This is a genomic window from Phenylobacterium sp. (genome assembly GCF_965284355.1).
In the GTDB taxonomy this organism is placed as follows: Bacteria; Pseudomonadota; Alphaproteobacteria; order Caulobacterales; family Caulobacteraceae; genus Phenylobacterium.
In genome coordinates this window covers 1,117,038-1,132,646 of the sequence record NZ_OZ260078.1, presented here as the reverse complement: position 1 = coordinate 1,132,646, position 15,609 = coordinate 1,117,038, and the positions used below count along the sequence as shown (strand labels likewise).

The window sequence follows — 15,609 nt, the reverse complement described above, 5'->3', positions numbered from 1 at the left end:
GTCAGGCAGGCCATAGATGAGCGACATGCGCCCGACCATCAAAGACGTCTCGGACATCGCCGGCGTGTCCATGAAGACGGTCTCGCGTGTGCTCAACAAGGAGAAGTACGTCTCTGAGAAGACGCGGTTGGCCGTCGAGCGCGCCGTGGCCCAGCTCAACTTCCAGCCCAGCGTGGCGGCGCGCATCCTGAAGGGCAGCCGCAGCTATCAGATCGCGCTGATCTACGACAACCACAGCCCCCACTACATCCACCAGATCCAGACCGGCGTCTGGGCCCGCTGCATCGAGGAGGGGGTCCGCATGCTGGCCCAGCCGACCGACGTGGCCTTGGCGAACCTGGCGCGCGAGATAGGGGGGTTGATCGACCAGACCCAGGTGGACGGCGTGATCCTGTCGTCGCCCGTGACTGATGCGGCGGTGGCCCTCGCTGAGCTGGACCGCCGTGGGGTGCCCTACGTCCGGATCTCACCGGGCACCGAGCATGATCGCAGCTCGTCGGTTTCGATGGACGACGTCCAGGCCGCCGACGACATGACCAGCCACCTGATCGCGCTGGGCCACCGCCGCATCGGCTTCATCATCGGCCACACCAACCACACCGCCAGCGACCTGCGCCTGTTCGGCTATCGCCGGGCGATGGACCGAGCGGGTCTCGCGTTCGAGCCCAAGTATGTGCGGCCGGGCCAGTTCGACTTCGCCTCGGGCGAGGCGGCGGCCGACGTCCTGCTCGACCTGCCGCAGCCGCCCACCGCGATCTTCGCGAGCAACGACGACATGGCGGCCGGCGTGCTGACCGTGGCCCACCGGCGCGGCCTGAGCGTGCCGGGCGACCTGTCGGTCGCGGGCTTCGACGACACGGCGCTGGCCAGCCAGCTTTGGCCGCCGCTGACGACTGTCCGCCAGCCAACCCGCGAACTGGCCTATGCGGCCGCCAGCCTGCTGTTCGGCGCGGAGGGGGAGGTGGTGCACCGCCGTCTGCCGCATGAACTGGTGATCCGCGGCTCCACAGCGGCGCCGAAGAAGCCCTAACCGATCAGGAACGCCGCCGCGCCGGTCGCCAGGGCCAGCGCCACCAGGGTGGCCGCCACGACGGCGAGCAGCGGTCGCAAACCTTCGGCGGTCAGCGTCTGAAGGTTGGAGCGCACGCCGGTGGCCGTGACGGCGCAGGCCAGCAGCGCCTTGCTGGCGTCGGCCGAGACGTCGGCGACCTGTGGCGGGATCCACCCCAGCGAGTTCACACCGGCGAGTCCGAAGAAGCCCAGCACGAACCAGGGCAGGACGAACGCGGCGATCTTCGTGCCCGGTTCGCGCGGGATGAACAGCGCCACCGCCAGCATGGCCGGCGCCAGCAGAGCCACCCGCGCCAGCTTGACGATCGTCGCCGTTTCTCCGGCCGGGTTCGAGAAAGCGTAGCCGGCTCCCAGCGCCTGGGCGACGTCGTGGATCGAGGCGCCCATCAGGAAGCCGGCCTGCACGTCGCTGAACGCCAGCTGGTGCGCCAGCACCGGGTAGAGCGTCATGGTCACCGCGCTTGCGGCCGACACGCCCACCAGCACCAGGGTCAGCTGCGCCTGGCTCACGCGGCGCTCGCCCAGCAGGCTCGCGAACGCCATCGCCGCCGACGCCCCGCAGATCGCCACCGCGCCGCCACACAGTGCTCCGAACGCCCCGCTGAAACCCAACCCCCGCGCCGCCAATACACCGGTCGTCAGGGTGGCCGCCACGATCGCCGCCACGCAGAGGAGCGCGATGGGCCCGAGATCGGCGATTTCCACCAGGGTGACCCGAGCGGCGACGAAGACAATTCCCCAGCGCAGCAGGGTGCGCGAGGCGAACGCCAGTCCCAGGTCCAGACGCCGGTCCGCGCTCAGGAAGTTCAAGCCGAGGCCGAACAGCAGGCACATCAGCGTGAGCGGCGCGCCGTAGTGGTCCGAAACGTAGGCCGCCGCCAGCGTGGCCAGGATCGTGACCGCGAGCCCGGGCAGATGCGCCCGCACGCCGCCCTTCATGACCTCGCTCTCGCTCACCGGACCCGCCCCCTTTCGGACAGGCGCCGCTTGCCAAGGGCCCGTCCGCTCACCTATCAATATGACAACGTAGTCATACGGCGTCATCCGGGGCAAGCCGCCGGTTTGGCGTCGCAGAAACGCAGTCTTCAGGCTGGTGACGAAGAGGCCCATGACCCATCTCCCCGTACCGCCGACCCGTCGCGCCCTGTATGTCGGCGGCCCCGAGGTTTCCTCGATCGCCTGGGGCATGTGGCGTTTCGCCGGGGATGACGTCGCCGCCGCGGAGGCGCGCGTGCAGGCCGCCCTGGATTCGGGCGTGACTCTCTTCGACACCGCCGACATCTACGGCCCCGACAACGGCGAGCCATTCGGCGCGGCCGAGGCGCTGCTGGGCCGCGTGCTGGCCGCGAATCCGGCGCTCGCGCAACGGATGGTCATCGCCACCAAGGGCGGCATCTCGATGGGCGTGCCCTACGATTCGAGCGCCGGCTATCTCACCTCGGCCATCGACGCGTCGCTTACCCGGATGGGCGTCGACCACGTGGCGCTCTGGCAGATCCACCGTCCCGATCCGCTCACCCACCCCGCAGAGATCGGCGAGGCGCTGCTGGCAGCGCATCACGCGGGCAAGATCGGCGCGGTCGGCGTCTCGAACTTCACGGCCTGGCAGGTCGAGGCGCTGGCCGCCCACCTGCCGCTGCCCATCGTGTCGTGCCAGCCCGAGTTTTCCCCGCTGGCCGTGGGCCCGTTGAGCGACGGCGTGCTGGATCAGGCCGTCGCGCGCGGCATGGCCGTGCTGGCCTGGTCGCCTCTGGGCGGCGGGCGCCTCGCGAACCCCTCCGATGAGCGCACGCGCGCCGTCGCGCAGGCCCTGGACGCCAAGGCGGAGGAGGCCGGCGTCAGCCGCGCCGCCGCCGCCTACAGCTGGATCATGGCCCATCCCGCGCAGCCGATCCCGATCGTGGGCACCCAGGCCCCCGCGCGCATCGCGGAGATCCCGCAAGCCTACATCCCCCGCTGGACCCGCGCCGAGTGGTACGCGGTCCTCGTCGCAAGCCTCGGAGCGCCGCTGCCATGACGACCCGTCCTCCCTGCGAAGTGTCCTGGTTCTCGGCGCTGTGCGACGACGACTATGAGTTCCTGGGCGTGCCCGACCCGATGCTGAAGTCCAGCTGGGAGCACTGCCGCGATATCGTGCTGCAGGCCGAGGCCGGCGGTTTCGACAACATCCTGCTGCCGTCGGGCTACGAGCTGGGCATCGACACCACCGCCTTCGCCGCCGCCATCGCGCCGCAGCTGAAGCGGATGCGCCTGCTGATGGCCGTGCGCATCGGCGAGATGTGGCCGCCGCAGCTGGCCCGTCAGATCGCCACGATCGACCGGCTGCTGGGGGGGCGCCTGACGGTGAACATCATCTCGTCCGACATGCCCGGCGAGAAGATGGCGTCGGCCCCGCGCTACGGCCGCACGGTCGAGGCCATGAGCATCCTGAAGACCATGCTGAATGGGCAGCCTCTGGATCACGACGGCGAGCACTGGAAGCTCAAGCTGGACCCGCCGCGCGTCACCACCGTCTCGGGCCAGGCCCCGCTGCTCTATTTCGGCGGTCTGTCGGAGGACGCCCGCGAGGCGGCGGCCAAGGGCTGCGACGTCTTCCTGATGTGGCCCGACCGCAAGGAGGTGGTGGCCGACATCATCGCCGACATGACGGCGCGCGCGGCGAAGTACGGCCGCAAGCTCAAGTTCGGCTACCGCGCCCACGTGATCGTGCGTGACACCGAAGCGGAGGCCCGCGCCGCCGCCGATCGTCTGCTGTCGAAACTGGATGACGCTCAGGGCGCGGCGATCCGCGCCAAGTCGCTCGACTCCACCTCGGTCGGTGTCCAGGCGCAGGCCGCTCTGCGGGAGAGCGCCGCCGACGACGGCTATGCCGAGCCCAACCTGTGGACCGGTGTTGGCCGGGCCCGCTCGGGCTGTGGCGCGGCTATCGTGGGCGACCCCGACCAGGTGCTGGCCAAGCTCAACGACTACCGCGAGATGGGCATCGAGGCCTTCATCCTGTCAGGCTATCCGCACGCGGCCGAGGCCGACCTGTTCGCCCGCCACGTCCTGCCCAAGCTGGAACACGGTCCGCTCTCAGTGGAACCCTAGCGGCGTTTCGCCCCGCTCGCTGGCGTCGACCATCCGGATGTTCGGCAGCATCACGTGGATCCAGCCCAGCGCCAGCAGATACGACATCGACGCGAACAGGAAGAGCGGCAGGTATCCGAAGCCTGCGGCCAGAACCATGCCGGCGATCTTCAGGATCAGCATGCCGCCGATGTTGCCGCTGAAGACGCCGAAGCTGGTCATGCGGCCGATCTTCGACTTCTCAGTCACGTCGGTGATGAGGGCGAAGAGGTTGGTCGAGAAACCCTGGTGCGCGGCCAGCACCAGCGCCAGGACGCCTGCCGCGGCGAAGGGGCTGGTCGCCTGCAGCGCCAGCGGCATGGGCAGCACCAGCAGGCCGCTGATCAGCATCGCCACCTTGCGCACCCGGTTCACGGGAACCCCCATCGCCAGGAATCGCGTGGCCAGCGCGCCGCTGACCAGCGAGCCCACCGCGGCGCCTGTGTAAGCCAGCGCCAGGGGCGCGGCGATTCCGGCGCCCGAGAGGCCGAACTGCCGGTTCAGGAAGTCGGGCATCCAGAACAGCAGCAGCCACCAGGTCGAATCGCTTAGGAACTTGGCGCCGGCGACGGCCCAGGCCGCGCGGTCCCGGAAGAAGGCGCCGCGGGGCAGGGCGATCTCCGCCGGGGTCGCGGGCGCGGTGTCGCCGAAGTTCACCCGGCGGGTGACCAGCAGCCAGCCGATCGACCAGACGATGCCCATAGCGCCCGCCACCAGGAAGGCGCCCCGCCACCCGAACGGCGCGGCGATGAGAGGGATGATGAAGGGGGCGCTGATCGCTCCGAAGCTGGCGATCGCGTTCTGCAGCCCGACGCCGGTGGATCGCATATTGGGTGGAAAGATCGTGGCGATGGTCTTCACTGCGGTCGGCGTCACGGCGGCCTCGGTCGCGCCCAGGCCGATGCGACAGAGGGTGAACTGCACCAGGCTGTGGGCCATGCCGTGGAACATGGCCGCCACGCTCCAGCTGAACACGGCGATGGGGTTGGCCCACTTCACGCCCAGCTTGTCCACCAGCGGCCCGGCCGCCAGCAGCGCCACCGCCGTCGCACCCTGGAACCAGGCTCCAAGGGTGCCATAGTCGTCGTCGGTCCAGCCCAGCTCGGCGGCCATCTCGGGCTTCAGAACCGAGATGATCTGGCGATCCACCAGCGCCAGCACGCCCGACGCCGCGAGGAATCCGAACAGGATCCAACGCATCCGCAGGCTGGGCTCGCGGGATTCGGCGCGCGTGGAGCTCGTCAAGTCAGGCCTCCCCTCGATCCCGGCAGGGCTGTCGTCTGCGCAACATTTAAGCTTGCCCCGCCGGGCGGTCTGGGAGAATGCTCATAATAAGTCAGCGTTGTCATATGGATTCCGGGGAGGGGCTTTTGCCCGAGGTGGTGCGCTACGGCCTGGTCGGCACGGGCATGATGGGCGTGGAGCACATCCACAACCTGGCGGTCACGCCGGGGGCGGTCGTGACGGCGCTTGCCGACCCGGTGGAGACGTCGCTGAGCTGGGCGCGCGAGGCCCTGGGCGATCGCGCCGGGCAGGCCAAGGCCTATGCCGACAGTGCGGCGCTGGCGGCCAGCGGCGAGGTGGATTGCGTCATCGTCTCCAGCCCCAACTACACGCACCGCGACGTCCTCGAGCCGCTGTTCGATGCCGGCCTGCCCATCCTGTGCGAGAAGCCGCTCGCCACCACGCTGGAGGATGCGCGCTGGATCGTCGAGCGGGCGGCCAGGAGCCCCGCGCCGTTCTGGACCGCGATGGAGTACCGATACATGCCGCCGGCGGCGGCCTTCATCGAGGAGGTGCACGGCGGGCGCATCGGCGCGCTGCGGATGCTGTCGATCCGCGAGCACCGCTTTCCGTTCCTTTCCAAGGTTGGCGACTGGAACCGCTTCTCGGTCAACACCGGCGGCACGATGGTCGAAAAGTGCTGTCATTTCTTTGACTTGATGCGCCTGATCGTCCGTTCGGAAGCGGTGCGGGTCTATTGCTCGGGCGCCATGGACGTGAACCACCTGGACGAGCGCTACGACGGCCACCGCCCCGACATCATCGACAACAGCTACACCACCGTCGATTTCGCCAACGGCGTCCGGGCGATGCTCGACCTCTGCATGTTCGCGGAAGGGGCCGAGAACCAGGAAGAAATCACGGCCGTCGGCGATGCCGGTCGATTGGATGTTTTAATTCCTACTGGATCAATAGTATATGCGCCGCGCGTCGGGTTTCGCAATCCGAAGCAGGTCGAACAGCGCATCGTGGATGTCGACGCCACCGCGCTGAAGGCCGGCACGCACCACGGCTCGACCTTCTACGAGCACCAGCGGTTCAATGCCGCGGTGCGCGGCGCCGGTCCCGTGGAGGTCACCGCTCACGACGGGCTGATGGCGGTCGCCATCGGGACCGCCGCTGAGATCAGCGCGCGAGAAAAGCGCGTCGTGGAGATGAGCGAACTGGGTTTCTGAACCGAAGCCAGGACCAGACGGAACGAACAAATCTGCTGTCGCTATGACAGCGTCAGACAAATCCAACGAGAACAAGGAATCGGGGGAGCTATGAAGAAGACCATCCTCATCACGAGCGCGGCCATCGCAGCGATAGTCGCCGCGGGCCCGGCGCTGGCGCAGACCGGCGGCGAGGGCGCCACCGACCTGACCGAGATCGTCGTCACCGCGCAGAAGCGGGAAGAGCGTCTGCAGGACGTGCCGGCCGCCGTTTCGGTGGTGTCGGGCGACGCCATTGCGGCGCGCGGCTCGGTCAACCTGGAGAGCGCGCAGTACCTGGTGCCGACGCTGAACTTCCGGAAGTCGGGCACCACCATCAACCAGACGCTCTTCCTGCGCGGCGTCGGCACCTCGACGTTCTCGATCGCCGGCGAACCCTCGATCTCGACGGTGGTGGACGGGGTCGTCTACAGCCGCGCGGGCGAGGCCTTCAGCGACCTCATCGACGTCGAGCGTATCGAAGTTCTGCGCGGGCCCCAGGGCACGTTGTTCGGCAAGAACACCTCGGCGGGCGTGATCAACATCGTCACCAAGCGGCCGGGGAACGAGGCCGGCGGCTATGTGGACGGCGGCGCGTTCTCGAACGGCGGCGAGTACCGCCTGCGCGGCGGCATCGACGTGCCGTTCAGCGACACCGTCAAGGGCCGCTTCACCGCCTTCTACGGGACCTACGGCGGCAACATCCGCAACGTGACGCGCGACACCCGCGTCAACGGTTATGAGCACTGGGGGGTGCGCGGCATGATCGTCGCCGACCCCAGCGAGACCCTGTCGCTGACCTTCATCGCCGACTACCGCGAGAGCGACGACGACTGCTGCGCAGAGCTGATCGGGACCGTGCCGACCAACCTGACGGCCACCGTCCTACCCACCCCGCGTGGCGACCGCACCCGGCGCGTGGCGCAGGACCTGATCACCTCGACCACGGAAAAGAGCGGCGGTGTCTCGCTGCAGGCCGACTGGGACGTGGCCGACCATGTGGTCACCTACATCGGCTCGTATCGCGAGTACGACAACACCGAGGTCCGCGACGGCGACTGGCTGCCGCGCGCCTACGTGGGCTTCAACCAGCTGCATGACCTGGGCCCCCAGACCAGCAACACCATGACCCAGGAACTGCGGGTGACCTCGCCCGCGGACCAGACCGTCAGCTACGTCCTGGGCGCCTATTACTCGCGCGCCGAGACCGACCGCACGTTCACGCGTAACGATATCGTCTGCTCGCTGACGCCGGCCTCCACGGTCATCACGCCCTGCACGGCGCCGGGCACGGTGGTCACCACGCCGGCGGGGACGGCCACCTTCGGTTCGGTCTTCAAGAACTACGCCCTGTTCGGCCAGGGCGTGATCAACGTCAGCGAACGCTTCCGCCTGATCGCCGGTCTGCGGTTCACCTCGGACAAGCTGTCGGTCTACCACCAGCGGATCACCACCTTGGCGGGCCCGGGCATCCAGCCCAGCTTCGGGCCGTTCGCCGACTCGACCTCGAACGAGAACCTGTCGGGCAAGGCCGGCGCCCAGTTCGACCTGTCGGACGCGTCGACCGCCTACGCCACGTACTCGCGCGGCTATAAGGGTCCGGCCTACAACGTCTTCTACAACCTCACCGCCACCGGCACGAACGTCATCGACGCCGAGACGGCCGACAGCTTTGAGGTGGGTCTCAAGAACACCCTGATGGGCGGACGGCTGGTCCTGAACCTCGCCGCCTACTACGCCAAGTACCACAACTTCCAGGCCAACAACCCCGACGTCGTGGCCGGCGTGTTGGTGACCCGCTTCACCAACGCGGGCACGATCTCGACCCGTGGCGGCGAGCTGGACTTTCTGTTCCGCCCGATCGACGACCTCAGCTTCTCGGGCGGCCTGGCCTACACCGACGCCAAGGTCGACCAGTTCAAGCTGCCCACCAACGGCGTGATCACTGGCGTCGTGCCCTCGGGCACCACCCTGGGGTACGCGCCGAAGTGGAAGGGCTCGCTGGCCATGGACTACCGGATCCGCGACGTCGGCCCGGTGGACGTGGTGCTGGGCGCCCAGGGCTCGTTCCAGTCGAAGCAGCTGAGCCAGTTCGACGCCAACCCGGTCATCCGCGCGGCGACCACCATCGACAGCTATGCGCTGGTGGACCTTTCGGCCGGCATCGCCGATCCGCAGGACCGCTACCGCGTGCTGCTGCAGGTGAAGAACCTGTTCGACACCAGCTTCCCGTCCGCGATCACTAGCGGCGGACCGGGCGGCAGCTTCCGCTACCTGATCCCGCGCGAAGCCGACCGCTACTACGGCGTCACCGCCCGCGTGAACTTCTGATCCAGGGGTCCGTGACGCCGGGAGCTTCCCGGCGTCACGGTGCCGTCGCCTACGCCGTCAGGTCGAAGCGGTCGGCGTTCATCACCTTGGTCCAGGCGGCCACGAACGCCCGGACGAACGCCTCGCCGGCATCGGCCGCCGCATAGACCTCCGACAATGCCCGCAGCTGGGAATTTGAACCGAAGATCAGGTCGACGCGGGTCGCCGTCCATTTCGGCTGTCCCGTATCGCGGTCCGTGCCGATAAAGGCGCCGTCGCTGTCCGCCGGCTTCCACGCCACGCCCATGTCGAGCAGGTTGATGAAGAAGTCGTTGGTCAGCTGGCCCGGCCGGTCCGTGAACACCCCGTGCCGGCTGTCGCCATGGTTGGCCCCCAGCACGCGCAGCCCGCCAACCAGCGCCGTCATCTCCGGCGCCGTCAGGCCGAGAAGCTGGGCGCGGTCGATCAGCAGTTCTTCCGGCGACACGCTGAAGGCTGTCTGCTGGTAGTTGCGGAAGCCGTCGGCCTTGGGCTCGAGCACCGCGAAGCTGTCGGCGTCGGTCTGCTCGGCGGTCGCGTCGGTGCGGCCGGGCGTGAAGGGCACGCCGACGTCGAAGCCCGCCTCGCGGGCGGCCTTGGCCACCGCCGCGGCGCCGCCCAGGACGATCAGGTCGGCCATCGACACCGTCTTGCCGCCACCGGCGGACGCGTCGAACTCGGCCTTGATGCCCTCGAGCACCGTCAGCACCTTGGCGAGCTGAGCCGGCCGGTTCACCTCCCAGTCCTTCTGGGGCGCCAGGCGGATGCGCGCGCCATTGGCGCCGCCCCGATGGTCCGACCGGCGATAGGTCGAGGCCGAAGCCCAGGCCGTCTGCACCAGTTCGGCGACCGACAGGCCCGAGGCCATGATCTTGTCCTTCAGGACCTCGATGTCGGCTTCGCTGACCAACGGATGTTGGGCCGCCGGGATCGGATCCTGCCAGATCAGGTCTTCCGCCGGGACTTCGGGTCCGAGGTAGCGGGCCTTGGGACCCATGTCGCGGTGGCACAGCTTGAACCAGGCGCGGGCGAAGGCGTCGGCGAACTGCTCGGGATGGGCGCGGAACCGTTCCGAGATCGCGCGGTAGGCCGGATCGACCTTCATCGCCATGTCGGCGGTGGTCATCATGGTGGGCAGGCGTTTGTCGGGGCTGTGCGCGCCGGGGGCTAGGTCTTCCGGCTTCTGGCCTACGGGCTGCCACTGGCGGGCCCCGGCGGGGCTGTGGACCAGCTCGTACTCGTAATCCAGGAGCATCCGGAAGTAGTCGCCATCCCACTGGGTGGGGTTCGGCGTCCAGGCGCCCTCGAGGCCGCTGGTGATGGTGTGGTCGCCCAGGCCGCTTTCGTGGCCGCTGCGCCAACCCAGGCCCTGCTCGGCGATGTCCGCGCCCTCGGGCTCGGGACCCACGTTCGAGGCGTCGCCCGCGCCGTGGCACTTGCCGAACGTGTGGCCGCCGGCGGTCAGGGCCACCGTCTCCTCGTCGTTCATGCCCATGCGGGCGAACGTCTCGCGGATGTCGCGGGCCGACTGGGTCGGGTTGGCGTTGCCGCCCGGACCCTCGGGGTTCACGTAGATCAGGCCCATCTGGATCGCCGCCAGCGGGTTCTCCAGCGCGCGGCCGGCGTCCTCGTCGATGCGGGTCAGGCCGACCCACTCCTCCTCGCCGCCCCAATAGATGTCCTTCTGGGGCTCCCAGATATCGGCGCGGCCGCCGCCGAAGCCGAACACCGGCCCGCCCATGGACTCGATGGCGACGTTGCCGGCCAGGATCATCAGGTCGGCCCAGCTCAGCTTGCGGCCGTACTTCTGCTTGATAGGCCAGAGCAGCCGGCGCGCCTTGTCCAGATTGGCGTTGTCGGGCCAGCTGTTCAGCGGCGCGAACCGCTGTCCGCCCGCCGAGGCGCCGCCGCGCCCGTCGCCGGTGCGATAGGTTCCGGCGCTGTGCCAGGCCATGCGGATGAAGAACGGGCCGTAGTGGCCGTAATCGGCCGGCCACCAGGGCTGGCTGTCGGTCATCAGCGCCGTCAGGTCACGCTTCACCGCGGCGTAGTCGAGGCTCTTGAACTCGGCGGCATAGTCGAAGCCCGCGCCCATCGGATCGCCCGAGGCGCCGTGCTGGTGCAGGATGTCGAGCGACAGCTGGTTCGGCCACCAGTCGCGGTTCGTGCGGCCCGTGAGCGTGCGGCGGGCGCCGGAGTGTTTGACCGGGCATCCGGTGGGAGCGGCGTCGTCCATGGGGTCACCTCGCTGGGTTGGTTCCCCCAAGCTAGGCCGCCCCAGGACATCTGACAAAACGATCGTTCTTATCTGATCGATCGATATTTCCTATGCGACGCCCCTAGACGGCGTCCTCGACGTTCAGGGTGTCTCGCAACTCGCGCTTCAGGAACTTGCCGTTGGCGTTCCGCGGTAGCGGCTCGCTCATCATCCAGATGTAGCGGGGCACCTTGTGCTTCGCGATCGCCGCGCCGCAGTGCTGGCGCAGCGCGTCGGGCGTCACGTCGGCGTCCGGCTTGAGGAAGACGGCCACGCCCACTTCCTCGCCCAAGCGGGGATCAGCGACCCCGAACACCGAGCATTCCGCCACGCCCGGATGGCCGTGCAGCGCTGCCTCGACCTCGGCGCAGTAGATATTCTCGCCGCCGCGCAGGACCATGTCCTTCTTGCGGTCCACCAGATAGATGAACTGGTCCTCGTCGAGGTAGGCCACGTCGCCGGTGTGCAGCCAGCCGTCGGTGATGCTCTCGGCCGTGGCCTCGGGCCGATTGATGTAGCCCTTGATGACCGACGACCCGCGCACCCACAGCTCGCCCGGCTGGCCCGGGGGCAGCGGCTGGCCGTCGTCGCCCACCACGCGCACCTCGAAGGTGGGCATCGCGCGCCCGCAGCTCGCCGGCTTGTCGACGAAGAAGTCGCCCGAGATCGAAGTGATGATCCCCGACGTCTCGGTCATGCCGTAGCCGGTGTTGGGACGGGCCGTCGCCACCGCCTTGTCGATCTTGTCCACCAGGTCGGGCTGCAGCTGGGCGCCCCCGCCGCCGACCGACAGCAGGCTGGAGGTGTCGTACTTGGCGAAGTCGGGGTGACCGATCAGCTCGCGCGCCATCACCGGCACGCCGCCCGCCGAGGTGCAGCGCTCGCGTTCGATCAGTTTCAGCGCCTCGCCGGCGTCCCAGCGGTACATCAGCACCATCTTGCCGCCCGCCGCGGTGGTGGCGTAGGCGCCGCAGTTGTTGGCCGTGACGTGGAAGAGGGGCGTGGTCACCAGGGTGACCGGGATCGGCGGGGCCACCGTCGGATCGGGCGTCACGCCCGTCGCCCGCTGGGTCGCCAGCGTCGAGACCTGACCGGCGAACATCATGTTCATGAGATTGGAGACGCAGCTCCGGTGCGTCAGCTGCGCGCCCTTCGGAAAGCCGGTCGTGCCCGAGGTGTAGAAGATGCAGAGGTCGTCGTCGGGGGCGATCGCCACGTCGGGCAGTGTCCCGCCGTGCGCCACCACCTCGGCCCACGATGCAGCGCCGGCGGGGGCCTCGGCCCGAACCGCAACCAGCAGCGTGTCGCCCAGCATGCCCGGCTGCTCGTCCAGCCGCGCGATCCGCTCGGCGTCGGCGAACAGCACCTTGGGCCCGGCGTCGGTCATGCCGTAGGCCATCTCCGCCGCCGTCCACCACGCGTTCATGCCGACGCAGGCGACACCGATGCTGGCGCAGGTCCAATAGATGAGCATCCACTCGGGGTAGTTCCGCATCGCGACCGCCAGGCGGTCGCCGGGCCTGACTCCCTTCGCGATAAGCCAGTTGGCGATGGAGGCGACCTGCCGGTGGGCTTCGCCGTAGGTGATCCGTTCATCGCCGAAGACCAGATAGTCGCGATCGGCGAACTGCGCCGTCGACAGCCACAGCGCCCTCACGTTCGGGGGCGCATTCTTGAACGTGCGGATCGGCGCGCCGCCGACCTCCTGGATCGCGATCTCGAAGGGCGCCCCGGGCGCGGTCAGCTCGGCCCAGGCCCGGTTCAGCTCGGCGTAGTGCATCGTCTCATCCCTGCAAGGCGGCGGCGGACATCTCGGGTCGGCTCGCGCCTGCCCTTGGTAGCGCGTGGGGCGCCGCAGCGCGAGCCGACGTAAGGTGAGGGCCGGGCATCGGCATGCCGGGCCTTGACCGCGGGCTGTGGGTCGGGAGTTCTGGCGGGCAGGGGATTCACGAGACATGCTCATGGCCGACGCTTCAGCGCCGAGAGACGGGGGCGACTCCAGACTGGCCGCCTTCGCCGATCCGTTGGCCGGCTGGCACAACGACGACATCCTGCTGGACAAGGACGCCCGCCAGGCGCTGGGCGCCGTTCAGCCGCAGCTGCTGCGGGTTCTCGACTGGCCCGAGCTGCGGGCGTTGTTCAAGCAGCACGAGGGCCCGGCCAACCAGCACGTCCGGCGCGGTCGTCAGCTGGGCCTGATGGCGGGGGGTTGCGGCGTGTTGGCCCTGGCCGTCGCCGCCGTGGCGCTGCTCGTGCCGCAGGGAGCCGCCGTCGTGGTGGGCGCGGTCGCGCTGACACTCGCCGCCGTCGCGGGCGCGCTGTTCGCGGCGCGCAGACTGGTCACGCGCTCGACCGAGCTCTGGCTGGGCAGCCGCTACTGGACCGAGCGCGCGCGCGGCCTCTACTTCCAGGTGCTGATCAACAATCTCGATCAGGCGGTTGCGGCGATGACCGACAACACCGCGCTGGCCGGCTGGAAAGCCACGCGCGCCCGGGCGTTGGAAGCGCTGCCGCCCGCCCGCGACATGGCCGACCGGGTCCGGGCCCTGGCCCGTGACGTCTCCGACGACGAGGTCTGGATCCTGCCCGAATGGCGCGAGCCGCCCCCGCCGCCCACGCCAGGCCCCGATCTTGATCGGCTGCTGGAGCGCCTGCGGGCCCAGCGGTTCGACGTCCAGATCGCCTACAGCCGCCGCAAGCTGGGCGAATCGATGGGCGCGCCGCGCCGACGCGCCGAGGCGAACGCCGCGTTGGCCAAGGTCGCGATGGTGGTCGCGGCCGTTGCGGGCGGGGGCGCCGGCCTGGCGCTTTTGCTCGGCCACGGACCCGAAACGCTTGTAACCCGCGCGGCGGCGGCTGTGGCTCTCGCAGCCGTCGGCGTCGTTTTGGGCCTGCGGGCCCTCAACGACGCTTTGTACCCCTCGGCGGAACTGGTGCGGTTCGCCGGGTACAACGCCGCCGCGGTGCAGGCGCGCGCGCAGTTCGACGGCGGCGGCCTCGACGCCAAGATCGACGCCCTGCGCGCCATGGAGGCCCACGCCTACCGCGACCTACGCGACTTCATCGCCAGCCACGCTCGTGACTAGGGCGGCCTAACCTACGTCAAAATCGGACGCATGATGTTCTGGGAACGTCTTGCGAACATCCGGCAAAGCGAGTACGTCTTGGGTCATCCCGAGCGGGGCCTGCGGTTGGCCCATCCGGTTGGCGGAATCGTGGGATAGAAGGGCGCTAAAGCATGTCGCAATCAGCGTTGAGGCTCGTGGGTAAGGAAGATTCGGAAAAGTCGCGGGCGCTCGAGGCGGCGCTGACGCAGATCGATCGGGCGTTCGGCAAGGGCTCGGTCATGCGCCTTGGCGAAAAGGGCAAAGTCGAGATGGAGTCGTACTCCACCGGCTCGCTCGGCCTCGACCTGGCGCTGGGCATCGGCGGCCTGCCCAAGGGACGCATCGTCGAGGTGTATGGGCCGGAAAGCTCGGGCAAGACGACGCTCGCCCTGCATGTGGTCGCCGAGGTCCAGAAGGCCGGCGGCACCGCGGCTTTCGTAGACGCCGAGCATGCGCTGGATCCGGGCTACGCCCACAAGCTGGGCGTCAATCTCGACGATCTGCTGGTCGCCCAGCCCGACACGGGCGAGCAGGCCCTGGAAATCACTGACACCCTGGTGCGTTCCAACGCCGTCGATGTGATCGTGATCGACTCGGTGGCGGCGCTCACGCCGCGCGCCGAAATCGAAGGCGAGATGGGCGACAGCCTGCCCGGCCTGCAGGCCCGCCTGATGAGCCAGGCGCTGCGCAAGCTGACCGCCTCGATCTCCAAGGCGAAGACCCTGGTGATCTTCATCAACCAGATCCGCATGAAGATCGGCGTGATGTATGGCTCGCCCGAGACGACCACGGGCGGCAACGCGCTGAAGTTCTATGCCTCGGTCCGCCTCGACATCCGCCGCACCGGCTCGGTGAAGCAGCGCGACGAGATCGTCGGCAACAATGTCCGCGTGAAGGTGGTGAAGAACAAGGTGGCCCCGCCGTTCCGCGAGGTGGAGTTCGACATCATGTACGGCGAGGGCATCTCCAAGCTGGGCGAGATCATCGACCTGGGCGTGAAGGCCGGGGTCATTGAGAAGTCGGGCTCGTGGTTCTCTTGGAACAGCCAGCGAATCGGCCAGGGCCGCGACAACGTGCGGGAGTTCCTCAAGCAGAACCCCGACATGGCCAACCAGATCGAGAAGCAGGTCCGTGGCGCCAAGGACGTGGTCGAGGAGCAGCTGCTCGTCGGTCCCGCCGAGGACGCGGACGCCGAGGACGGCTCTCTGTAGGCGCAGGCCTCACCCACTGCGGCAAGACA

At 68.9% G+C, this 15,609-nt stretch carries 11 protein-coding genes; 7 read left to right on the top strand and 4 right to left on the bottom strand.

Features of this window, described 5'->3' with window-relative positions; translation table 11 throughout:
* Nucleotides 1–16: 16 nt before the first annotated feature.
* Nucleotides 17–1,030 carry a LacI family DNA-binding transcriptional regulator gene (locus ACQ66R_RS05475; protein ID WP_430419937.1) on the top strand — a complete coding sequence of 338 codons (1,014 nt, stop codon included), beginning with the start codon at nt 17–19 and terminating at the stop codon, nt 1,028–1,030.
* Here ACQ66R_RS05475 and ACQ66R_RS05470 read toward each other — a convergent pair.
* Nucleotides 1,027–2,028: a YeiH family protein gene (locus tag ACQ66R_RS05470; RefSeq protein WP_430419935.1), complete on the bottom strand. Its 1,002-nt coding sequence runs from the start codon at nt 2,026–2,028 to the stop codon at nt 1,027–1,029. The two genes, ACQ66R_RS05475 and ACQ66R_RS05470, sit on opposite strands and share 4 nt — an antisense overlap.
* Nucleotides 2,029–2,179: 151 nt before the next feature.
* Here ACQ66R_RS05470 and ACQ66R_RS05465 point away from each other — a divergent pair, with 151 nt between their 5' ends.
* Complete coding sequence (locus tag ACQ66R_RS05465; RefSeq protein WP_430419933.1) at nt 2,180–3,088, top strand: aldo/keto reductase; 909 nt, start codon at nt 2,180–2,182, stop codon at nt 3,086–3,088.
* Complete coding sequence (locus ACQ66R_RS05460; RefSeq protein WP_430419931.1) at nt 3,085–4,161, top strand: LLM class flavin-dependent oxidoreductase; 1,077 nt, start codon at nt 3,085–3,087, stop codon at nt 4,159–4,161. The genes ACQ66R_RS05465 and ACQ66R_RS05460 overlap by 4 nt, the downstream gene beginning before the upstream one ends.
* On the opposite strand, the gene ACQ66R_RS05455 is transcribed toward ACQ66R_RS05460, so the two are convergent.
* A complete protein-coding gene (locus tag ACQ66R_RS05455) occupies nt 4,147–5,424 on the bottom strand; it encodes an MFS transporter (RefSeq protein WP_430419929.1) in 1,278 nt (425 codons plus the stop codon). The genes ACQ66R_RS05460 and ACQ66R_RS05455 overlap by 15 nt on opposite strands.
* 134 nt (nt 5,425–5,558) lie before the next feature.
* Between ACQ66R_RS05455 and ACQ66R_RS05450 the strand changes: the two genes are divergently transcribed.
* Nucleotides 5,559–6,638, top strand: a complete 1,080-nt coding sequence (locus tag ACQ66R_RS05450) for a Gfo/Idh/MocA family protein (RefSeq protein WP_430426214.1) — start codon at nt 5,559–5,561, stop codon at nt 6,636–6,638.
* A 90-nt stretch (nt 6,639–6,728) separates the two neighbouring features.
* Nucleotides 6,729–8,987 carry a TonB-dependent receptor gene (locus ACQ66R_RS05445; RefSeq protein WP_430419927.1) on the top strand — a complete coding sequence of 753 codons (2,259 nt, stop codon included), beginning with the start codon at nt 6,729–6,731 and terminating at the stop codon, nt 8,985–8,987.
* 49 nt (nt 8,988–9,036) lie between these two features.
* On the opposite strand, the gene katG is transcribed toward ACQ66R_RS05445, so the two are convergent.
* Together katG and ACQ66R_RS05435 are read right to left on the bottom strand one after the other, a co-directional pair.
* A complete protein-coding gene (gene katG, locus ACQ66R_RS05440; protein WP_430419925.1) occupies nt 9,037–11,241 on the bottom strand; it encodes a catalase/peroxidase HPI in 2,205 nt (734 codons plus the stop codon).
* A gap of 103 nt (nt 11,242–11,344) precedes the next feature.
* Nucleotides 11,345–13,042: a class I adenylate-forming enzyme family protein gene (locus tag ACQ66R_RS05435; RefSeq protein ID WP_430419923.1), complete on the bottom strand. Its 1,698-nt coding sequence runs from the start codon at nt 13,040–13,042 to the stop codon at nt 11,345–11,347.
* A gap of 181 nt (nt 13,043–13,223) precedes the next feature.
* On the opposite strand from ACQ66R_RS05435, the gene ACQ66R_RS05430 reads away from it, so the two are divergent.
* Nucleotides 13,224–14,348 carry a hypothetical protein gene (locus ACQ66R_RS05430; RefSeq protein WP_430419921.1) on the top strand — a complete coding sequence of 375 codons (1,125 nt, stop codon included), beginning with the start codon at nt 13,224–13,226 and terminating at the stop codon, nt 14,346–14,348.
* Nucleotides 14,349–14,500: 152 nt separating this feature from the next.
* Entirely contained in the window at nt 14,501–15,580 is a 1,080-nt protein-coding gene (gene recA / locus ACQ66R_RS05425; RefSeq protein WP_430419919.1) for a recombinase RecA, read from the top strand.
* The last annotated feature ends 29 nt before the right edge of the window (nt 15,581–15,609 follow it).